23 protein-coding genes are annotated in these 20,971 nt (G+C 69.4%); 15 read left to right on the top strand and 8 right to left on the bottom strand.

Annotated elements, in window-relative coordinates; genetic code table 11:
• Window positions 1-70 precede the first annotated feature (70 nt).
• From QE449_RS14875 to dapD, 5 genes are all read right to left on the bottom strand, one after another.
• Window positions 71-1,057, bottom strand: a complete 987-nt coding sequence (locus tag QE449_RS14875; RefSeq protein WP_307109053.1) for a crotonase/enoyl-CoA hydratase family protein — start codon at window positions 1,055-1,057, stop codon at window positions 71-73.
• Entirely contained in the window at window positions 1,054-2,691 is a 1,638-nt protein-coding gene (locus QE449_RS14870) for an acyl-CoA dehydrogenase family protein (RefSeq protein WP_307109052.1), read from the bottom strand. The genes QE449_RS14875 and QE449_RS14870 overlap by 4 nt, the downstream gene beginning before the upstream one ends.
• A complete protein-coding gene (locus QE449_RS14865; RefSeq protein ID WP_307109051.1) occupies window positions 2,688-3,311 on the bottom strand; it encodes a TetR/AcrR family transcriptional regulator in 624 nt (207 codons plus the stop codon). Before QE449_RS14865 ends, QE449_RS14870 begins: the two co-directional genes overlap by 4 nt.
• Window positions 3,312-3,384: 73 nt before the next feature.
• A complete protein-coding gene (locus QE449_RS14860; protein WP_051612925.1) occupies window positions 3,385-3,942 on the bottom strand; it encodes a GNAT family N-acetyltransferase in 558 nt (185 codons plus the stop codon).
• 33 nt (window positions 3,943-3,975) lie between these two features.
• Window positions 3,976-4,926 carry a 2,3,4,5-tetrahydropyridine-2,6-dicarboxylate N-succinyltransferase gene (dapD, locus tag QE449_RS14855; protein ID WP_307109050.1) on the bottom strand — a complete coding sequence of 317 codons (951 nt, stop codon included), beginning with the start codon at window positions 4,924-4,926 and terminating at the stop codon, window positions 3,976-3,978.
• A gap of 54 nt (window positions 4,927-4,980) precedes the next feature.
• On the opposite strand from dapD, the gene dapE reads away from it, so the two are divergent.
• The 10 genes from dapE (at window position 4,981) to QE449_RS14805 (ending at window position 13,452) form a co-directional block, all read left to right on the top strand.
• On the top strand, window positions 4,981-6,093 hold the full coding sequence (dapE, locus tag QE449_RS14850; RefSeq protein ID WP_307109049.1) for a succinyl-diaminopimelate desuccinylase: 1,113 nt from the start codon (window positions 4,981-4,983) through the stop codon (window positions 6,091-6,093).
• Window positions 6,094-6,103: 10 nt separating this feature from the next.
• Window positions 6,104-6,901 carry a TIGR00730 family Rossman fold protein gene (locus tag QE449_RS14845; protein WP_027503866.1) on the top strand — a complete coding sequence of 266 codons (798 nt, stop codon included), beginning with the start codon at window positions 6,104-6,106 and terminating at the stop codon, window positions 6,899-6,901.
• A complete protein-coding gene (locus QE449_RS14840) occupies window positions 6,898-7,476 on the top strand; it encodes a TIGR00730 family Rossman fold protein (protein WP_056447448.1) in 579 nt (192 codons plus the stop codon). Before QE449_RS14845 ends, QE449_RS14840 begins: the two co-directional genes overlap by 4 nt.
• A 57-nt stretch (window positions 7,477-7,533) precedes the next feature.
• Window positions 7,534-9,306: a long-chain-acyl-CoA synthetase gene (locus tag QE449_RS14835; protein ID WP_027503865.1), complete on the top strand. Its 1,773-nt coding sequence runs from the start codon at window positions 7,534-7,536 to the stop codon at window positions 9,304-9,306.
• Between the two features lie 106 nt (window positions 9,307-9,412).
• Window positions 9,413-10,225, top strand: coding sequence for a dihydropteroate synthase (gene folP, locus QE449_RS14830; protein WP_081821090.1), 813 nt, complete (start codon window positions 9,413-9,415; stop codon window positions 10,223-10,225).
• Window positions 10,226-10,236: 11 nt separating this feature from the next.
• Window positions 10,237-11,184, top strand: coding sequence for a glucosyl-3-phosphoglycerate synthase (locus tag QE449_RS14825; RefSeq protein ID WP_307109048.1), 948 nt, complete (start codon window positions 10,237-10,239; stop codon window positions 11,182-11,184).
• 85 nt (window positions 11,185-11,269) lie between these two features.
• Window positions 11,270-11,593, top strand: coding sequence for a DivIVA domain-containing protein (locus tag QE449_RS14820; RefSeq protein ID WP_222638160.1), 324 nt, complete (start codon window positions 11,270-11,272; stop codon window positions 11,591-11,593).
• 13 nt (window positions 11,594-11,606) lie between these two features.
• On the top strand, window positions 11,607-12,170 hold the full coding sequence (locus tag QE449_RS14815) for a DNA-3-methyladenine glycosylase I (RefSeq protein ID WP_027503863.1): 564 nt from the start codon (window positions 11,607-11,609) through the stop codon (window positions 12,168-12,170).
• 157 nt (window positions 12,171-12,327) lie between these two features.
• Window positions 12,328-12,495 carry a DUF3117 domain-containing protein gene (locus tag QE449_RS14810; RefSeq protein WP_003406247.1) on the top strand — a complete coding sequence of 56 codons (168 nt, stop codon included), beginning with the start codon at window positions 12,328-12,330 and terminating at the stop codon, window positions 12,493-12,495.
• 108 nt (window positions 12,496-12,603) lie between these two features.
• Complete coding sequence (locus tag QE449_RS14805; RefSeq protein WP_307109047.1) at window positions 12,604-13,452, top strand: methyltransferase domain-containing protein; 849 nt, start codon at window positions 12,604-12,606, stop codon at window positions 13,450-13,452.
• Here the strand turns inward: QE449_RS14805 and glgA are convergent.
• Complete coding sequence (gene glgA / locus QE449_RS14800) at window positions 13,431-14,597, bottom strand: glycogen synthase (protein WP_056442603.1); 1,167 nt, start codon at window positions 14,595-14,597, stop codon at window positions 13,431-13,433. The genes QE449_RS14805 and glgA overlap by 22 nt on opposite strands.
• A gap of 77 nt (window positions 14,598-14,674) precedes the next feature.
• Between glgA and glgC the strand changes: the two genes are divergently transcribed.
• Complete coding sequence (gene glgC / locus QE449_RS14795; RefSeq protein WP_027503860.1) at window positions 14,675-15,889, top strand: glucose-1-phosphate adenylyltransferase; 1,215 nt, start codon at window positions 14,675-14,677, stop codon at window positions 15,887-15,889.
• A gap of 1 nt (window position 15,890) precedes the next feature.
• Here the strand turns inward: glgC and QE449_RS14790 are convergent, their stop codons facing one another.
• Window positions 15,891-16,508, bottom strand: coding sequence for an O-methyltransferase (locus QE449_RS14790; RefSeq protein WP_027503859.1), 618 nt, complete (start codon window positions 16,506-16,508; stop codon window positions 15,891-15,893).
• Window positions 16,509-16,747: 239 nt separating this feature from the next.
• On the opposite strand from QE449_RS14790, the gene sigE reads away from it, so the two are divergent.
• From sigE to tatB, 4 genes are all read left to right on the top strand, one after another.
• Window positions 16,748-17,410: an RNA polymerase sigma factor SigE gene (gene sigE / locus QE449_RS14785; protein WP_204866810.1), complete on the top strand. Its 663-nt coding sequence runs from the start codon at window positions 16,748-16,750 to the stop codon at window positions 17,408-17,410.
• A gap of 117 nt (window positions 17,411-17,527) precedes the next feature.
• Complete coding sequence (locus QE449_RS14780) at window positions 17,528-17,872, top strand: hypothetical protein (RefSeq protein ID WP_056442598.1); 345 nt, start codon at window positions 17,528-17,530, stop codon at window positions 17,870-17,872.
• 9 nt (window positions 17,873-17,881) lie between these two features.
• Window positions 17,882-19,378: a trypsin-like peptidase domain-containing protein gene (locus QE449_RS14775; RefSeq protein WP_222638157.1), complete on the top strand. Its 1,497-nt coding sequence runs from the start codon at window positions 17,882-17,884 to the stop codon at window positions 19,376-19,378.
• A gap of 9 nt (window positions 19,379-19,387) precedes the next feature.
• Window positions 19,388-19,807 carry a Sec-independent protein translocase protein TatB gene (gene tatB, locus QE449_RS14770; RefSeq protein WP_027503856.1) on the top strand — a complete coding sequence of 140 codons (420 nt, stop codon included), beginning with the start codon at window positions 19,388-19,390 and terminating at the stop codon, window positions 19,805-19,807.
• Window positions 19,808-19,820: 13 nt separating this feature from the next.
• Here tatB and QE449_RS14765 read toward each other — a convergent pair whose 3' ends face one another.
• The gene (locus QE449_RS14765) at window positions 19,821-20,957 is read right to left on the bottom strand and encodes an Mrp/NBP35 family ATP-binding protein (protein ID WP_027503855.1); all 1,137 of its coding nucleotides are present in this window, start codon (window positions 20,955-20,957) and stop codon (window positions 19,821-19,823) included.
• Window positions 20,958-20,971 lie beyond the last annotated feature (14 nt).

Here is a 20,971-nt window from a genome sequence, read left to right as displayed (position 1 = left end):
TCGACTGTCTCATCGAGCCGTACTCGGAGCCAACCGATTTATCGCGGGGCCTGTTCCCCCCGTTCTCACGTCACCTCCGCTTCGCGTCACCGAACGGTTCGTCGCGTTCCTGGACGGCCTGCCGGAATCCGACGGTGGCAGCGCGGGTCTGGAACGCGAAGCCCTCCCGGGTGTGCCGGGCGACGCCGTCGAAGACCGTGCTGATCATCGTGGAGGTGTGCACGCCGGAGCTGATCAACGCGCTGTTGAGCGCCAGCTTGACCATCATCAGCTGGTTGATCGGCATGCGCGCGATCCGTGCGACAAGTTCCTCGGTGCGGGCGTCGAGCTGATCCGCGGGCACCGATTCGACGGCGAGACCCCACTCCGCCGCCTGCGCCCCGGTGAGACAGTCACCGGTCAGCAGCAGTCGTTTGGCGCGCTGGTCGCCGAGGCGGTGTGCCCACATCCCGGCGGCGGGAACGCCCCAGACGCGGGTCGGCGGGTAGCCGATCCGCGTGTCGTCCGCACAGATGATCTGGTCGGCGTACAGCGCGATGTCGGTACCGCCGGCCACGGCGAAACCGTGCAGCTTGGCCACCACCGGCTTGTTCGCGTGCAGCAGGCTGGCGAATCCGCGGTTGAATCGGCTCATCATCGCGTAGTCGATCATCGGGTCCCACTGGCCCGACGGATCGTGGTTGCGGGCCTGGACGACGGGGTCGAGAACCGTCCCCGTCGTGTCCACGGCCCCGCTGTCGCCCCGATCGAGATTCTCGGCGTAGATCGACAGGTCGTAGCCGCCGCAGAACCCCTTGCCGCGACCGGACAGCAGCAGGACGTGTACTCGCGGATCGAGATCCGCCCGCTCGACGGCCGCCGCCAGTTCGACGGGGGTGTCCGCGGTGATGGCGTTGCCGTGCTCCGGTCGATCGAAGGTGATCCGGGCGACCCGCCCGTCGACCTCGTAGGTGAGCGTCCGGAACGTCGGGGAGTCCTGCTGTGGAGTGCGGCCGGTGAAGGGGGAGTCGGCTCCCTCGTCCCACCCCTCCCGCCACGGGGCGGGTGCGTCGGTCACGCCGGAACCTTCGGCGTCGATCGCTCGATGATGGCGGCCGTGTCCACCCCGGTAGGCAGGGTGCCGTACACGCTGCCCCAGTCGCCGCCGAGTCGGCTCGTCGTGAACGCGTCGGCGACCGCGGGGTGGCCGTGCCGCACGAGCAGCGAGCCCTGCAGTGCCAGTGCCATCTCGCCGACGACGCGGCGTGCCCGCTGTTCGAGGGTGGCGATGTCGGTGAAGGAGTCCTTCAGCGACCGCACCGCGGCGTCGAGCGCCGCATCGGCTCCGCGGCAGCCGTCGAGCTCGTCGAAGAACACGGCGAGCGTCTCCGGCTGTCGTGCCACGGCGCGCAGGGTGTCGAGCGCCGCGACGTTGCCCGAACCCTCCCACACCGACAGCAGTGGAGCCTCCCGGTAGAGCCGCGGCATCCTCGACTCCTCCGCATACCCGTTGCCGCCCAGGCATTCCAGGGCCTCCGCCGCATGCGCCGGGCCGCGCTTGCACACCAGGTACTTGCTGACGGAGAGGCTGATGCGCCGCAGTGCGGCGGCACGCCCGTCGCCCGCAGCTGCCTGATCGGTGAGCGCGGCGAGCCACAGGGCGACGGTCGTCGACGCCTCGGACTCGATCGCGAGATCGGCCAGGACGTTCCGCATGAGCGGCTGGTCGACGAGGTTCTTCCCGAACGCCTGCCGGTGCACCGCATGATGCACGGCCTGAGCGGTGCCCGCCCGCATTCCCGTGGCCGACCCCAGGGTGCAGTCGAGCCTCGTCATGTTGACCATCTCGATGATGGTCCGCACGCCGCGACCCTCGTCGCCGACGAGCCAGGCGGTCGCGTCGTCGTACTCCACCTCGCTCGAGGCGTTGGAATGGTTGCCCAGCTTGTCCTTCAGGCGCTGGATCGCCATGGCGTTGCGGGTGCCGTCCGGGAGGACGCGGGGCAGGAAGAAGCACGACAGGCCGCCGGGCGCCTGCGCGAGGACCAGCAGGACGTCCGACATCGGCGCCGACGTGAACCACTTGTGGCCGGTGATCCGGTACGAGCCGTCCGGCTGCGGCACGGCCGTCGTGCGGTTCGCCCGGACGTCGGAACCGCCCTGCTTCTCGGTCATGGACATGCCCGCGATCAGACCCGTCTTGGTCGCGGGAGGACGGTACGAGGGGTCGTACGTCGACGAGGTGAGCAGAGGTTCGTACAGCGCGGACAGTTCCGCGTTCGCTCGGAGTGCGGGAACGACGGCGTACGTCATGGAGATCGGGCACCCGTGCCCCGCGTCCACCGCGCCCCACACGCTGAACTTCGCGGCACGGATCAGATGCGCGTTCGGTGACGGGTCGCGCCACGGCGCCCCGTGCATGCCGAATTCGACTGCCGTGCGCATCAACTCGTGGTACGCCGGATCGTAGACCACCTCGTCGATGCGGTTCCCGTAGCGGTCGTGCGTGTGCAGGACGGGCGGATGCTCCTCGGCGAGATCGCCCCAGCGCTGCGCCTGCTCGCTCCCGGCCAGCCGACCGAGCCGGTGCAGCTCGTCGAGCGCGTCGTCGGCGCCCTCGCGGTGCAGGGCCTCCAGGACGACCGGGTGGTCGGCGACGTCGTGGCCGATGAGTGGCGGAACCTGATTGGTGACGGTGTGCGTGGGGGTCATGACGCTCTCCTGTCGGTCGGGGCGCCGAGGGCGCGGAGTGTGAAGGTCTCGAGTGCGGCGAGAACGCGAGCGTCGGCCTCGCCGCGGGCGAGTGGGACGACCAGTGCCTCGCCGATGGCGCCGACGATGCACGCCGCCGTCAGGGGCGCGTCCTGGTCCGGGAGTTCACCGGCCAGGGCGGCGGCACGGATGGCGGCGGCGAACGCGTCCGCGAACGACTGCCGGAAGGCGAGACGCTCGGTGTCGACGAGGGCGTCGATGGGCTCGGCCAGCAGCGCGTACGCGAGAGTCGGTGCGCGACAGGCGCGATCGCAGAAGGTGCGGACCGAGGCGAGCAGGCTGTCGGTGTGGGTGCCGGTCGCGGCGGCGCGCGCACCCGCCGCTGTCGCGGCGGCCACCTCGCGGCTGCAGGCGTCGCGGAAGACCTCGGCGAACAGTTCGCCCTTGCCGGGGAAGTAGCGGTAGACGGTGCCCACACCGATGCCGGCGCGGGCGGCCACGTCGGCCATCGAACATGCGGCGTACCCCCGCTCGGCCACGAGAGACAGTGCAGCGGTGACGATTCGAGATCGGGCGGCATCGAGCCGCTCCTGGACCGCAGCGGTCCGTCGGTACACCATGGCAAGAAGTGAACGCCTGTTCCGCACTGGTGTCAAGGACGGAACGGTGATTCACATGTTCGGGAGGGCAGGACTACCAGCGCGACCCGACGCGATTGTTGACCAGCAGCGTGCCGTCCGGATCGAGACGGGACTCGGGACGGAACACCATGACGGCGTCGTCCTCGTCGGGCGGTGTCGGCTCCTCCGTGTTGCCGATGCCGCCGAGCAGTCCGCGCCACAGCACCCAACCGCGCCGCTCGTAGAACCCGACGGCGTCGGGAAGGGAATTGAGCACGCCGACCACGTCGTCCGACTCGATCTGCTCCTCGATCGCGGCCATGAGCCGCGCACCCAGCCCGGTGCCCCGGAACTCCGGGTCCAGGGCGACGGCCTCGACGAAGCCGCCGTCGAACTCGTCGCCGCCGTGGTGGAGAAGGCGCGGCACCACGGCGGCATGGCCGATGATGCGGTCGCCGTCGCGGAGGATCACGTGGGTACCGCCCAGGGCGTGCTGCCAGTCGTGCGGGGTGAAGCGCTCGCCGAAGGCGCCGCGCACCAGCCCCTCGCACGTGTGGGCGTCCGCGTCACCCAGATCGTCGGTGATCACCGACTCGAGTCGCGGTTCCTGCTGTATCGCTTCCTGGCTCACGGCCCCCCCGGACGCAGCCTGCCGCCGAATCGCTCAGTCGTTGGCGTGCAGGATCGAGTTGAGCTCGACGCCCGTACCCTTCCACGGCACGACCTCGACGGCACCGGAAACGGAGTTACGACGAAAGAGCATGTTCGACTGCCCACTGAGATCGGCCGCCTTGACGACGGTGCCGTCCGGGCCGGTGACCTTGGTGCCCGCGGTGATGTAGAGGCCCGCCTCGACGACGCAGTCGTCGCCGAGGGAGATGCCGAGGCCCGCGTTGGCGCCGAGCAGGCAACGCTGTCCCACCGAGATGACGGCCTTGCCGCCGCCGGACAGGGTGCCCATGATCGAGGCGCCGCCGCCCACGTCGGAGCCGTCGTCGACGACGACGCCGGCGGAGATGCGGCCCTCGACCATGGACGAGCCGAGCGTGCCGGCATTGAAGTTCACGAAACCCTCGTGCATGACCGTCGTGCCGGACGCGAGGTGGGCGCCGAGGCGCACGCGACCGGCGTCGCCGATGCGGACACCGGTGGGGAGCACGTAGTCGACGAGTCGCGGGAACTTGTCGACGCTGAAGACGGTGACGGCGCCCCGTGCACGGAGACGGGCGCGCGTCGCCTCGAAGCCGTCGACGGCCGCCGGGCCGTGGTTGGTCCACACCACGTTGGACAGCAGGCCGAACTGGCCGTCCAGGTTGAGGCCGTGCGGCCGGACGAGGCGATGCGAGAGCAGGTGCAGGCGCAGGTAGACGTCGTGCGCGTCGACCGGGGCGTCGTCGAGGGAGGAGATGGTGGTCCGCACCGCGACGATGTCGAGGTCGCGGGCGTCGTCGTGTCCGACCAGCGCGGCCAGTTCCGGGGGAACGTCCGCCGCGTCGAGCCGTGCGGTGCCGGTCTCGGCCACCTCGGCGAGCTCGGGAGCGGGGAACCAGGTGTCCAGCACCGTTCCCGACGAGGTGATGTGTGCGATGCCGACTGCCGATGCTCCTGTGGTCACGGGGACCGAGCCTAGAGGACGACCGGACGGCCGGGCGAACGTAAGGTCGGCTGCGTGAGCGCACCGATCTCCCTGGACCTGCACGCCGATCCCGTCGACCTCACGGCGGCGCTGGTGGACGTTCCCAGCGTCTCGCGAGACGAGGCCACGCTGGCCGACGCGGTGGAGCGGGCGCTGCGCGAGCAGACCACGGGATTCGAGATCGTGCGCTCGGGCGACGCCGTGCTGGCCAGGACGAACCGGGGGCTCCCGACGCGGGTGATCCTCGCGGGTCACCTGGACACGGTCCCCATCGCCGACAACGTGCCGAGTCGTCGCGAGCGCGGGCACGCCGAGGGCGACGTCCTCCACGGATGCGGAACCGTCGACATGAAGTCGGGGGACGCGGTGTTCCTGCACCTGGCGGCGACAGTCGCTGAGCCCACCGCGGACCTGACGCTGATCTTCTACGACTGCGAGGAGATCGAGGCGTCGGCCAACGGTCTGGGTCGCATCGAGCGGGAGATGCCCGAGTGGCTGCGCGGAGACGTCGCGATTCTCGGCGAGCCGTCGGGTGGCTTCATCGAGGCGGGGTGCCAGGGGACGCTCCGCATGCGGTTCACCGCGACGGGGACGCGCGCCCACTCGGCCCGATCGTGGCTGGGAGACAACGCGATCCACAAGCTGGGCCCGCTGTTCGACCGGCTCGCCGCGTACACGCCGCGCAGCGTGGACATCGACGGCTGCGTGTACCGGGAGGGACTGCAGGCGGTCCGTGTCAGCGGCGGCGTCGCCGGGAACGTGGTCCCCGACGAGGCATTCGTCGACGTCAACTTCCGCTTCGCCCCCGACCGCAGTGTGGAGCAGGCGATCGAGCACGTGCGCGAGGCGACCGACGCGGAGCATCTCGATCTCACCGTCGAGGTGACCGACAGGTCGCCGGGCGCGCTGCCGGGTCTGGCCGCACCCGCGGCAGCGGCGCTGGTCGCGGCGGCGGGGGGAGAGTTCCGCGCCAAGTACGGCTGGACCGACGTCTCCCGGTTCTCCGCGCTGGGCATCCCGGCGGTGAACTACGGTCCCGGCGATCCCAACCTCGCGCACAAGCGCGACGAGCGTGTACCGGTGCAGCAGATCACCGATGTCGCCGACGTCCTGCGCCGGTATCTGATCGCCACCGACGCCCACTAGCCTCTCCCTCATGGGAGCGCACGAGAGCCGGGAGAACGCCGGCGAGAGGTCCACGAACTACCGCGGGCCCGTCATGGACCGACGGGAGTTCGGTGGGTCCACCACCGATCAGCGGCTCCTCGACTCGCGGGGCTCCGCCGACTGGCTGCACACCGATCCGTGGCGTGTGCTGCGGATCCAGAGCGAGTTCGTCGAGGGCTTCGGCGCACTGGCGGAACTGCCTCGGGCCGTCACGGTGTTCGGGTCGGCACGGACGTCGCGCGAGTCCGCGGAGTACGCGCTCGGCGTCGAACTGGGCACCGCGTTGGCCGGCGCCGGCTACGCCGTGGTGACGGGCGGGGGACCGGGCGCGATGGAGGCCGCCAACAAGGGGGCCTGCGAATCGGGCGGGTTCTCGGTCGGCCTCGGTATCGAGCTGCCCTTCGAGCAGTCGCTCAACGAGTGGGTGGACCTCGGCGTCAACTTCCGCTACTTCTTCGTCCGCAAGACGATGTTCGTCAAGTACTCGCAGGCCTTCGTCTGCATGCCGGGCGGATTCGGCACGCTCGACGAGTTGTTCGAGGCACTCACGCTGGTGCAGACCCGCAAGGTCACCCGGTTCCCCATCATCCTGTTCGGCACGCAGTTCTGGGGCGGGCTGCTCGACTGGATCCGCACCACGCTGGTGGCCGCCGGCACGGTGTCCGAGGCGGATCTCGAGCTGATCCGCTGCACGGACAGTGTCGCGGAGGTGGTCCGCTGGGTCGACGAGAGCCGGGCGGCCGAGATCGCGGCGACCGAGTCGCGGGCGAGCGAGACCGAGCAGTGACCGGGTCGATCGCGGTCTGTGTCTACTGCGCGTCCGGCCCGGTGGAGCAGCATCACCTCGATCTGGCCGCCGCCGTGGGCACCGAGATCGGACGTCGCGGCGGCACGTTGGTGTCCGGGGGCGGCAACGTCTCCATGATGGGCGCCGTCGCGGCGGCCGCACGCGCCGCGGGGGCATTCACGGTGGGAGTCATCCCGCAGGCCCTGGTGCACCGCGAGGTGGCGGACATCGATGCCGACGAGCTGGTGGTCACCGAGACGATGCGCGAGCGCAAACGCATCATGGACGACCGGGCGGACGCGTTCATCACGCTCCCGGGCGGTATCGGCACGCTCGAGGAACTGTTCGAGACCTGGACCGCCGGATATCTGGGAATGCACGACAAACCGGTCGTAGTCTTGGATCCCGTGAACCACTTCACACCGCTGTTCGACTGGATGCGCTCGCTCGTCGGGACGGGATTCGTCTCCGAGCGCTCGCTCGATCGCCTGGTCGTCACGGCGGACGTGGACACGGCTCTGACGGCGTGTGGGCTCGTGCAGGGCACGCGCACCGTGAACATTACCAATCAGTAAGGTAAGCGTCGTCACAGCCGGAGACGCAGCCGGCTCGCCAGGGGAGGGAATCACAGCATGGGTGCCGAGGCTCGTCACAAGGTCGGATTGCTCGACATCGCCGCCACACTTCCGAAGATGACGGCGGCGCTGCCCAGTGTCCTCCGGGGTGTGCCCGGGTTCCTGCGCAAGCCCGACGACAAGGAGTCGATCGGCCACATCTTCCAGCGCGTCGCGGCGAAGACGCCGGACCACCCGTTCGTACGTTTCGAGGGCGACACCCTCACGTACGGCCAGGCCAACGATCTGGTGAACCGGTACGCGAGCGTGCTCACCGACCGCGGCGTCCGGCGCGGTGACGTCGTCGGTGTGCTGGCCAAGAACTCGATGCGCACGCTGCTGGTGGCCCTGGCCACCGTCAAGCTCGGCGCCACGGCCGGAATGCTGAACTTCAATCAGCGCGGCGACGTGCTCGAGCACAGTCTCGGCATCCTCGACGCGCGCGTCCTCGTCGTGGACGGCGACTGCGTCGAGGCCCTCGAGTCCCTCGACGAGGCGCTCCCGGAGAAGGTCATCCTGCACGCGGACGAGCTGGACGAGAAGGCGGCGTCGGCGAGCGCGGAGAACCCTGCCACCACGGCCGAGGTCCAGGCCAAGGAGAAGGCGTTCTACATCTTCACCTCCGGCACCACGGGCATGCCCAAAGCCAGCCTGATGAGCCACTTCCGCTGGATGAAGTCCATGTCCGGTCTCGGCAGCATGGGCGTGCGTCTGGACAAGAACGACGTCCTCTACTGCTGCCTCCCGCTCTATCACAACAACGCGCTGACGGTGTCCCTGTCGTCCGTGCTGGCGTCCGGTGCCACCATCGCCATCGGCAAGCAGTTCTCGGTGTCCAACTTCTGGAAGGACGTACGCGAGAACGAGGCCACCGCGTTCACCTACATCGGTGAGCTGTGCCGCTACCTGCTGACGCAGGACGAGACCCCGCAGGACTCCGACAACACGATCAAGCTGATCGTGGGTAACGGGCTGCGCCCGGAGATCTGGGAGGAGTTCACCACCCGCTTCGGCATCGAGCGCGTGGCGGAGTTCTACGGCGCCAGCGAGTGCAACATCGCGTTCATCAACGCCTTCAACATCGACCGCACCGCAGGCTTCTGCCCGTTGCCGTACGCCGTCGTCGAGTACGACGACGAGACGGGCAAGGCCAAGCGGGACGACAACGGTCGGCTGCGCAAGGTCGGGTCCGGCGGCGTGGGCCTGCTGCTGTCGAAGATCACCGACCGCGCCCCGTTCGACGGGTATTCCGACGAGGAGGCCACGAACAAGAAGCTCCTCAAGGACGGGTTCAAGGACGGCGACTGCTGGTTCGACACCGGAGACCTGGTGCGTCAGCAGGGCTTCCGGCACGTGGCGTTCGTCGACCGTCTCGGCGACACATTCCGGTGGAAGGGCGAGAACGTCGCCACCACCCAGGTGGAGGGCGCGCTCAATTCGCACCCCGACGTCGATCAGGCCGTGGTCTTCGGTGTCGACGTTCCCGGTACCGACGGCAAGGCGGGCATGGCGGCGGTGACCCTGCGCCACGACAAGAGCTTCGACGGCGCGAGCTTCGCCGAGCACGCCTACAAGAACCTGCCCGGCTACGCCGTGCCGCTGTTCATCCGCGTCGTGGACTCGCTCGAGGCCACGTCCACGTTCAAGAGCAAGAAGGTCGAGCTCCGCAAGGTGGGCTACGGCGACGGGGACGGCGACCTGTTCGTCCTGAAGGGCAAGTCCGGCGGTTACGTCGAGAGCTACGACGAGTACGTCGACGAGGTCGGTGCCGGCAAGCTGCCCAAGGGCTGAGGTGGCCCCCGGGGACGGGCATCATGGTGGTGTGAGCGCACCCGAGACGTCCGTCCCCGCCGACACCCTGTGCGGTCGACCGGTCGCGACCGACCGTGCGCTGGTCATGGCCATCGTCAACCGCACCCCCGACAGCTTCTACGACCGCGGCGCGACGTTCGAGGACGACGCCGCGATGGACGCGGTCCGCCGTGCGGTGGACGAGGGTGCCGACCTCGTCGACATCGGCGGTGTGAAGGCCGGACCCGGCGCCACCGTCGACGCCGCCGAGGAGACCCGACGGGTCGTGCCGTTCGTCGCCGCCATCCGCGCCGCGTACCCGGATCTGGTGATCAGCGTGGACACCTGGCGGGCCGAGGTCGCTCGGCTCGCGTGCGCCGAGGGCGCCGATCTGATCAACGACACATGGGCCGGCGCGGACCCCGAGCTCGTGCACGTCGCCGCCGAGGTCGGTGCCGGCATCGTCTGTTCGCACACCGGCGGAGCCGTTCCCCGGACCCGGCCGCACCGCGTTCGCTACCCCGACGTGGTCGCCGACGTGCTCTCCGAGGTGACTCGATCGGCCGAGAACGCTCTGGCCGCGGGCGTGCGAGCGGACGGGATCATCATCGATCCGACCCACGATTTCGGTAAGAACACCTATCACGGGCTCGAACTGTTGCGTCGGATCGACAGTCTTGTAAACACCGGATGGCCTGTCCTGATGGCACTGAGCAACAAGGATTTCATCGGGGAGACTCTGGGTGTAGGACTTGCCGAACGGTTGGAGGGAACATTGGCCGCGACAGCTTTGACGGCATCACAGGGTGCTCGGATGTTCCGGGTGCACGAGGTGGCAGCGACGAGACGGGTGGTCGACATGGTGGCAGCGATAGCAGGCACCAGGGCTCCCGCCCGGACGGTACGGGGTCTGGCATGACACTCGCAGGCATGCTTGCCCCCGCGACCGACTGGGATCGCGAGAACAGCTGGGAATCACCCTCCTGGACCCTCGAGGAGCTCGAGGCGGCGAAGGGTGACCGGACCGTCTCGGTCGTGCTTCCCGCACTGAACGAGGAGGAGACCGTCGCCGGTGTCCTCGACACCATCTCGCCGCTCCTCGGGCGACTGGTCGACGAGTTGGTGGTGCTCGACTCCGGGTCGACCGACCGGACCGCCGTGCGTGCGACGGCCGCCGGAGCCACCGTCGTCTCCCGGGAGGAGGCGGTTCCCGAACTCGCCCCCGCTCCCGGCAAGGGGGAGGTGTTGTGGCGCGCGATCGCGGCCACGACGGGCGACGTCATCGCGTTCGTGGACTCGGACCTGATCGATCCCGACCCGCAGTTCGTGCCCAAGCTCCTCGGGCCGTTGCTCATGGGGGACGGCATCCATCTGGTCAAGGGCTACTACCGCCGGCCGCTGAGCGGGTCGACCGAAGCACACGGTGGTGGGCGCGTGACCGAACTGGTGGCCAGACCGCTGTTGGCCGCGCTGCGTCCGGAGCTCGGAAGGGTCATCCAGCCGCTGGGCGGGGAGTACGCGGGCACCCGCGAACTGCTGTCCTCGGTGCCCTTCGCGCCCGGGTACGGCGTGGAGATCGGTCTGCTGATGGACACGTACGACCGGTTGGGCATGGACGCGATCGGGCAGGTGAACCTCGGAGTCCGGCGTCACCGCAACCGGCCGCTCGTGGAGCTGGGGGCCATGAGCCGTCAGATCGTCGGAACCATGCTGGCGCGCGCCGGCATCGCCGACTCGGGAGCCGGTCTCACGCAGTTCGTCCTCGACGGGGAGACCTTCGTGCCCTCGATCACCGACGTCTCGCTGGCCGACCGGCCGCCCATGCGCACGGTGCGGCCGTGGGCGGGCAAGTCGGGAGTCGAGAAGTCGGGGGGCTGAGAAGTCGGGGGGCTGAGAAGTCCGGGGGCGCAGAGGCGCACCACCGCCGCGGATCCTGTCGCCTCGTCGTGACAGGATTCGCGTCATGGTGACGATCCTGCTGTACGTCGTCGTGATCGCGGTCGTAGCCGCGGCCCTGTTCCTCCTCGCGTCCGTCGTCTTCGGCCGCGGGGAGGAGATGGAACCGTTGCCGGAGGGGACCACGGCCACCGCGCTGCCCGCTCGTGGCATCTCCGGGCGCGACGTGCGCGCGCTGCGCTTCTCCCTCACGCTGCGCGGGTACGACGCCCGCGAGGTCGACTGGGCCCTCGATCGACTCGCGGTCGAGATCGACAGCTTGCGGCTACGCCTGCGCGAGGCCGAGCCGTCGGAAGCCGTCGTGGAGGACGCGCCCGGTGACGACGTCTGAGTCCGGTCTCCGGATCGGTTCGGACGGACGGGCCCGCTGCCTCTGGGCCGGTGACCCGACGACCGATCCGCTGTACGCCCGGTACCACGACGAGGAATGGGGCGTCATCGTCCACGGCCGCGACGCGCTCTACGAGCGGATCACCCTCGAGGCGTTCCAGTCGGGGCTCTCGTGGATCACGATTCTGCGCAAGCGGGACGCCTTTCGAGCGGCGTTCGCGCACTTCGATCCGACCGTCGTCGCACGGTGGGGAGACGACGACGTCGAACGCCTCATGGGGGACGCGGGAATCGTCCGCAATCGCGCGAAAATCGTTGCGGCGGTGCGCAATGCGCGGGCCATCGTCGATCAGGACCTCGATCTCGACGCGCTCCTGTGGTCGTTCGCACCGCCGCGCCGCGGTCGCCCCACGAGCCTGCAGGACGTTCCCGCGGTGACACCCGAGTCCACCGCTCTCGCGCGCACTCTCAAGAAGTCCGGCTTCGCGTTCGTCGGCCCCACCACGGCGTACGCGCTGATGCAGGCGACCGGAATGGTCGACGATCACCTCGCCGGATGCTGGGTTCCCGCGCGCTAGTACACACCCGTGTCCCGCTCGTTCGAGGGTGTCCGTTGCCCACGGATCCAGAGGATAGGGAACAATAAGTGCACGAGCCCCGTCGGACCCCGGCGAGGCGCGACCGAATTGATGCAGCGCGCGATGCAGGGCAGCGCAGATCTGGAGGGAGCAGAGAATGGCGGCCATGAAGCCCCGGACCGGGGACGGTCCGCTCGAGGCGACCAAAGAGGGACGAGGAATCGTCATGAGGGTTCCACTCGAAGGCGGAGGACGCTTGGTCGTCGAACTGACTCCCGACGAGGCAGCCGCTCTGGGCGACGAGCTCAAGGGCGTCACCAGCTGACACCACACCTGTCATCACCGTGAGAACAGCCCCACCGGCCGACCCTGACCGGTGGGGCTGTTCTCGTCCCGACCGAACGAGCGACCCACCACGACGAGCGGAGGAACCGTGAACGACGATGCGGTGGCCCTGCTCGCGTGCCCACACTGCGGGTCGGACCTCGAGGCCGACGATCCGGACTCGGGATCTGCCGCGCTGCTGTGCGACCGTGGGCACACGTTCGACGTCGCGCGCCAGGGATACGTCAGCCTGCTCTCAGGGTCCGGCGGCAAGATCGTCGGCGACTCCACCGAGATGGTCGCTGCGCGCGCCGAGTTCCTCGACCGCGGGCACTACGACCCGCTGATGGACGCCGTGGCCGACGCCGTGGGGGACCGGCGCCGCGTGCTCGACGTCGGAGTGGGCACCGGGCACTACCTCGCCCGCGTGCTGGACGCGGGCGTCCCCGATGCCGTCGGCGTCGGTCTCGACGTGTCCAAGGCGGCTGCGCGCCGCGCCGCAAAATCGCACCCTCGGGCCTCCGCGGTGGTCGCCGACGTCTGGCAGAGCATCCCGGTCCGCTCCGGCGTGATCGACGCGGCCCTGTCGGTGTTCTCGCCGCGCAACGCCGAGGAACTCGCGCGCGTGCTCGCACCGGCCGGGGTGCTGGTGGTGCTCACCCCCACCGAGCGCCATCTCGTCGAGTTGGTCGACGATCTGGGTCTCGTCCGGGTGGACGAGAACAAGACGCAGAGGTTGGGCGACACGCTCGGCGGCCGGTTCGAGCGGGTGCGCCGGGTCCCGATCACCTACTCGACCACGCTCTCGCGGGACGAGATCGTCGACGTCGTGAGCATGGGGCCGTCGGCGCGCCACATCCCGGCGGCGGATCTGCGCGCGCGGGTCGACGAGATGCCGCCCGCGCGCGAGGTCACCGTGTCGGTGACCCTCGGTGTCTACGCGCGGGCCGCGGCGTAGACCTCCATCGTCTGCTGCGCGATCGACTCCCAGGAGAACTCGGCGACGGCGCGCTCGCGACCGGCGACACCCTGCCGCGCTGCTCGACTCTCGTCGGCGACGAGGTCGTTGACCGCGGCGGCCAGGTCCGCCTCGAACGTGGCGGTGTCCGCGGCGTCGTAGTGCACGAGAGCCCCGGTACGGCCGTCGGCCACGACCTCGGGGATGCCGCCCACGTCGGACGCGACGACGGCCGTCTCGCAGGCCATCGCCTCCAGGTTGACGATGCCGAGGGGCTCGTACACCGACGGGCACACGAACACGGCGGCCGCCGAGAGGATCTGGCGGATCTGCTCGGTCGGCAGCATCTCGCGGACCCAGAACACGTTGCCGCGGCTCTCGGACAGGGCGGTGACGGCGCGCTCGGTCTCGACCGCGATCTCCGGGGTGTCGGGCGCACCCGCGCACAGCACCAGCTGAATGGACGGATCGAACGAGTGGGCCGCGGCGATGAGGTGCCCCACGCCCTTCTGCCGGGTGATGCGGCCGACGAACGCGACGATGGGGGCGTCGGTGCGCACGCCGATCGCCTCGAGCGCGGACGGCGCGCCGTCCGCGGGGCCGCCGGCGTGCCACACCTCGGTGTCGATGCCGTTGCGCACCACGTGAACTCGGTCCGGATCGATGCGTGGGTAGCAGTCCAGCACGTCGGCCTTCATGCCGTCGCTGACCGCGACGACGGCGTCGGCGTACTCCATGGCGTTGCGCTCGGACCACGACGAGATGCGGTAGCCGCCGCCCAGCTGCTCGGCCTTCCAGGGGCGGCGCGGTTCCAGCGAGTGCGCGGTGAGCACGTGCGGGATCCCGTACAGCTCGGCCGCGAGGTGGCCGGCGAGGCCGGTGTACCAGGTGTGCGAGTGCACCACGTCGGCGCCGCCGGCGGCGTTCGCCATCCGCAGTCCCGTGGAGAGCGTGGTCAAGGCCGGGTTCGCGTCGACCAGGGCCGGGTCCGGCGAGTGCACGACGGCGGTCTCGCGCGGCGCGCCGATGCAGTGCACGTCGACCTCGCACAGTGCGCGGAGACGGTCGACCAGCTGCGTCACGTGAACGCCCGCGCCGCCGTAGATCTCGGGGGGATATTCCTTCGTCATCATCGCCACTCGCATGAGAGGAACGTAACGCGTCGGTGTGCATTCGGCCTATACGTAGCGATTGCTCGTCACAACCGGATAGGTTGGCTGTTGTGAGGACCCAGCCGCATGTACTCGGAATCGTGCTCGCCGGAGGTGAGGGCAAACGCCTGTATCCGATGACAGCCGATCGCGCGAAGCCCGCGGTCCCGTTCGGTGGTGCGTACCGCCTGATCGACTTCGTGCTGAGCAATCTCGTCAACGCCGGCTATCTGCGGTTGTGCGTTCTGACCCAGTACAAGTCGCACTCGCTCGACCGGCACATCTCCCAGACCTGGCGGCTGTCGGGTTTCGCGGGTGAGTACATCACCCCCGTGCCCGCGCAGCAGCGGCTCGGCCCCCGCTGGTACACCGGCAGTGCCGACGCCATCTTCCAGTCCATGAACCTCGTGTACGACGAGGATCCCGAGTACATCGTCGTGTTCGGTGCGGACCACGTGTACCGCATGGACCCCGAGCAGATGGTGCAGCAGCACATCGATTCCGGTGCCGGTGTCACGGTGGCCGGCATCCGCGTACCGCGCGCCGAGGCAACGGCATTCGGCTGCATCGACAGCGACGCCTCGGGCAACATCACCGAGTTCCTCGAGAAGCCGTCGGACCCGCCCGGAACGCCGGACGACCCCACCATGACGTTCGCGTCGATGGGCAACTACGTCTTCACCACCAAGGTGCTCGTCGATGCCATCCGTGCCGACGCCGAGGACTCGGATTCCGATCACGACATGGGCGGCAACATCATTCCCGCGCTCGTCGCGGCCGGGAAGGCATCGGTCTACGACTTCAAGGACAACGTCGTCCCGGGTGCGACCGAGCGGGACAAGGGCTACTGGCGCGACGTCGGCACCCTGGACGCGTTCTACGACGCGCACATGGACCTGGTGTCGGTCCACCCGATCTTCAACCTCTACAACAAGCGGTGGCCGATCCGTGGCGCCGCGGACAACCTGCCGCCCGCCAAGTTCGTGCAGGGCGGTCTGGCGCAGGAGTCGATCGTCGGAGCGGGATCGATCCTGTCCGGCGCGACGGTGCGCAACTCGGTGCTGAGCTCGTCGGTGATCATCGACGCGGGCGCCACCGTGGAAGGCAGCGTCATCATGCCCGGAGTGCGCATCGGTCGTAATGCGGTCGTCCGCAACGCCATCCTGGACAAGAACGTGGTGGTGAACGACGGCGAGATCATCGGCGTCGACCGCGAGCGGGACAGCGAGCGGTTCAACGTGAGCGCCAACGGCGTGGTCGCCGTCGGCAAGGGTGTCTGGATCTAGGTCACTCCGGCACGCGCGAGGCGCACAGCAGGCCGTCGCCGAGGGGAAGGACGACCGCTGTCAGGCTGTCGTTCTCCGCGATGGCGCGGGCGGCCGCGCGGACGGCGACGGTGGCCTCGTCGCGTGACGAGGCGTCCGCGACGCGTCCACCCAGCAACGCGTTGTGCAGGATCAGGGCGCCACCGGGGCGGAGCATCCGCACGCCCTCCGTCACGAATCCGACGTGGTCCCGCGGCGTCGCGTCGACGAACACCAGGTCGTAGGACGCGTCGGCCAGGCGGGGGAGCACGTCGAGGGCGCGGCCGTTGATCAACCGGGTCCGCGATGCCCCGATGCCGCCGGAACGGAACGCCTCCTTGGCGGCGCGCTGATGCTCCGGTTCGGTGTCGATGGTGGTGAGGACCCCGTCGGGCCGCATCCCGTCCAGCAGCCACAGCCCGCTGACGCCTGCGCCGGTTCCGACCTCCACCACCGTGCGCGCTCCGGACAACTGCGCGACCATGCTGAGCACGGCACCGACGGACGCCGGTATCGGCGCGGCGCCCAGATCCACGGCGCGCTCGCGCGCGGCCTGCAGGATCTCGTCCTCCACGACGGAGGCTTCGGCGTAGTGCAGCATCTTGGCGGCGTCGGCAGTCACGAAGGGACCCTAACCCGCCCACGAATTCCTCGCGTCCAGACTCTCAGCCCACACTCAGCCTTCTCACACGGGTAGCACACCTGCCCGCGACATAGTTTCCCTACGCGGGTTCGTCGGATCGTCCTCACGCTTCGGTCGCGCCGAACACGGGTAACACCACATCGCACGTCGACACCACGCCGCGATGATCGCCCGAGTAGGAGGATTGAACGATCCACATGATCACCAGCCCGCGCGAACACGCTGCCCTCACGTCCCCGACCTCCCGCCCCGCCGCCGAGTCCGAACAGACCGTCGACGGTCCCGAGGAGCTGTCCGGCACCGCGGTGTTCGACGCGACCGGAGACGCGACGTCGATGCCGTCCTGGGACGAACTCGTCCGCGAGCACGGTGACCGCGTCTACCGCCTCGCCTACCGGCTGTCCGGCAACGCGCAGGATGCCGAGGACCTCACGCAGGACACCTTCATCCGCGTGTTCCGCTCGCTGCAGAACTACCAGCCCGGCACCTTCGAGGGCTGGCTGCACCGCATCACGACGAACCTGTTCCTGGACATGGTGCGTCGCCGCAACCGCATCCGCATGGAGGCGCTGCCGGAGGACTACGACCGGGTGCCGTCCGACACCCCCGATCCCGAGCAGATCTACCACGACGCCCGGCTCGACCCGGATCTGCAGGCGGCGCTCGACTCGCTCGCTCCCGAGTTCCGTGCAGCCATCGTGCTGTGCGACATCGAGGGTCTGTCCTACGAGGAGATCGGCGCGACCCTGGGGGTCAAGCTCGGCACCGTCCGTAGCCGTATCCACCGTGGCCGCCAGGCGCTGCGCGACCACCTCGCCGCCAGTCGGCGCACCCGCGAGTCGCTGACCTCGGCCGAGTAGCCGCCGGCGCGAGTACCGTTCTGTGGGGAACGGATGCGGGCCGGGAACTTCCGGCCGGTGCCGTGCGTTTCACCCCGGGACGATCCGCACATCGGCACGGCATGAAGTGGAGGCAGCATGACTCGGTTTCGTGATCCTCGGCAGTTCAGCCCCACCGACCACCTCGCCAGTGAGGCGGTGGCCGCCTACGTCGACGGCGAACTGCGCATGAACGCCTATCTGCGCGCCGCGCGGCACGTGTCGGAATGCGCTTCCTGCGCCGACGAGGTCCAGGCGCAGCAGCAGGCCCGTGTCGCCCTCCAGGGCTCGCCGGAGATGTCCATGCCGTCCTCACTCCTGGGTCTCCTGCACCAGATCCCGCACTGCACGTCTCCCGAGCCCGGCCGATCCGAACCCGGCATCGGCTCCGGCCTGCGTCATGGCCTGGGGTCGGTCGTCGGGTCACGTTTCCGGCGCCGGTAGCGTGCAGAGGTGACTCCAGCCGACGAGTACCGACCGGACCCCACGGCTTCTTCGGCGGACGGGGGAGCACCCGACGACGATGCGCCGCGGCTTCCTCCGCGTCCGCTCTACCGGCCCACCATCGACGCGCACGTGGTGCGGGCGTTCGGTCGCCCCCACGGCATCCGCGATTCCTTCGGTGACGCGCAGACCCGGCGACGGGACAGTTCGTCGATCCGCGTCGCGGCGCCCGATCCCGTCCTCACCGAGGCCTTCGGTCGGCCGCCCGGTGTCGCCGAATCCCTGGTGCGCGAGCCCGAGGCTCCCGAGGTCGAGCAGGAACCCGAACCTCAGAACCCGTGGCGCGTGCCCTCGTCGGCTGTCACGACGGTCTCGCCCGCGCTCGACGAACCGGAACCCGCGCCGCTGACGCCCGGCACGAGACTGGGTGCGAGGGAAGTACTGTTCGGCCGCCGAGTCTCCGCCGGCGCTCTCGCCTCGCTCGCGGGTGTCGCACTGGTCATCGGCCTGCTCGGCGGCGTCGTCGGCAGTGTCGCGGCCGATCTGGGCGGCTCGCTGACCAGCTCGCGCGTGACCCTGGAACAAGGCGGCAGCGAACTCCCGCAGGGCCAGGTGGCCAGGGTCGCCGAGGCCGTCCTGCCGTCCGTGGTGTCGGTCCAGGAGACGTTCGGCGGCAACGCCGGCACCGGCTCGGGAGTCGTCATCGACGGAGCCGGCTACATCGTCACCAACAACCACGTCATCTCGATGGCCGCGACCAACCCGGGCGCGACGCTCAACGTGACGTTCTCCGACGGCACCAAGGTGCCCGCGCAGATCGTCGGCCGTGACACCAAGACCGATCTGGCAGTTCTGAAGACGGACGTCGCGGACCTCAGCGTCGCCCGACTGGGCCGCTCGTCGGACGTGGCGGTCGGCGACGACGTCGTCGCCGTCGGATCTCCACTGGGACTGAGCAAGACGGTCACCCGCGGCATCGTCAGTGCGCTCGATCGTCCCGTGCGACTGTCCGGGGAGGGCACGGACACCGACGCCGTCATCGACGCGGTCCAGACCGACGCGGCGATCAACCCCGGTAACTCCGGGGGTCCCCTGATCGACGCCGAGGGTCGCGTCATCGGCATCAACTCCGCGATCCGCAGTGAGAGCGGGGGATCGGTGGGACTGGGCTTCGCCATCCCCATCGACGACGTCACCGAGGTCGCGCAGTCCCTCATCCGGACCGGCGCGATGAATCATCCCGACATCGGCGTCAACGCGCGGTCCGTCGTCAACGACGCGCTCAGCGGTGCGCAGATCGCCAACGTCACCGCCGGTGGCCCCGCTCAGCAGGCGGGTATCGCGGAGGGCGACGTCATCGTCCGCGTCGGCGACCGCACCGTCTCCGGTGCCGACGAGCTGACGGTCGCCGTCCAGGAGCAGGAGATCGGTACGCCGGTGCAGGTGCAACTCGTCCGCTCGGGGCGGACCGTCGACGTGACGGTCACTCCGGTGTCGGATGCGTAAGGTGTAGACGTGTTCTCGAACATCGGCTGGGGCGAGATGATGGTTCTTCTCGTCGCCGCACTCGTCATCCTCGGTCCCGAGCGTCTGCCCGGGGCCATCACGTGGACCACCCGGTCGCTCCGGCAGGTCCGTGACTACGCCAGTGGGGCCAGCCAACAACTCAAGGACGAGCTGGGGACGGACTTCGACGATCTTCGCAAGCCCCTGGCCGACCTGAACCAACTCCGCGGCATGACCCCGCGCGCGGTCATCACCAAGCACCTGCTCGACGGCGACGACTCGATCTTCACCGGGAAGTTCGACGAGAAGCCGCAGTCCGGGACACAGTCGTCGACCCCGCAGTCCGGGACGCCGAACATGACGAAGTCCAGCGGGTCGGCGCCGTTGCCGACCGGGGACCGTCCCCCGATCGACCCCGACGCGACCTAGGTCCGTCCGGCCGTCAGAGGTGCCGGGTGGTGTCGATACCCAGGCTCATGCCCGCGAGGCCGCGACTGCGGACCGACAGCTTCTCGGCCACCTCGATCATGGCCTTGGCCGCGGGCGACTCCGGATCGCTGAGCACGATCGGAACGCCCGAGTCGCCGCCCTCGCGCACCGCGGTGTCGAGCGGGATCTGGCCCAGCAGAGGGACCTTCGCGCCGACCGCGGTGGTGAGTCGCTCCGACACGGCCTGGCCGCCGCCGGAACCGAAGATGTCCATCCGCGATCCGTCGGGCAGCTCGAGCCACGACATGTTCTCCACCACCCCGACGACTCGCTGACGCGTCTGCAGGGCGATGGCTCCGGCACGTTCCGCGACCTCGGCTGCGGCCTGCTGCGGGGTGGTCACGACGAGGATCTCGGCGCCGGGGATGAGCTGGGCCACCGAGATGGCGACGTCGCCGGTGCCCGGCGGCAGGTCCAGCAGAAGAATGTCCAGGTCGCCCCAGAACACGTCGGCGAGGAACTGCTGCAGGGCGCGGTGCAGCATGGGACCGCGCCAGACGACGGGCGTGTTGCCCTGCGTGAACTGCGCGATCGAGATCATCTTCACGTCGTGCGCCACGGGCGGCATGATCATGCGCTCGACCTGTGTGGGGCGAGCGTCGGTACCGAGCATGCGGGGCACCGAGTGGCCGTAGATGTCGGCGTCGAGGACGCCCACCGACAGTCCCTTGGCGGCCATCGCGGCGGCCAGGTTGACGGTGACGGACGACTTGCCGACACCGCCCTTCCCCGACGCCACCGCGTATACGCGGGTGAGGGAGCCGGGCTGAGCGAACGGGATGACCGGCTCGGCGGAATCTCCTCGCAACGACTTGCGCAGTTCGGTGCGCTGCTCGTCGTTCATGACGTCGAGCTCGACGCGGATCTCGCCGACACCGGCGACGTCGGCCACGGCCTTGCGTACCCGGTCGGAGATCTCCGTCTTCATCGGGCACCCGGCGGTGGTCAGATAGATGCCGACATCCACGGATCCGTCGTTACCGAGCGCGACACTCTTGACCATGCCGAGTTCGGTGATGGGTTTGCGAATCTCGGGATCGTTCACGCGCGCGAGGGCGCTGCGAACGTCCGATTCGGTGGCTACGGGCATCTCTCCATGGTATG

Source organism: Rhodococcus sp. SORGH_AS_0303 (assembly GCF_030819335.1).
Taxonomy (GTDB): domain Bacteria; phylum Actinomycetota; class Actinomycetes; order Mycobacteriales; family Mycobacteriaceae; genus Rhodococcoides.
This window is presented reverse-complemented; position numbering and strand designations above follow the sequence as displayed.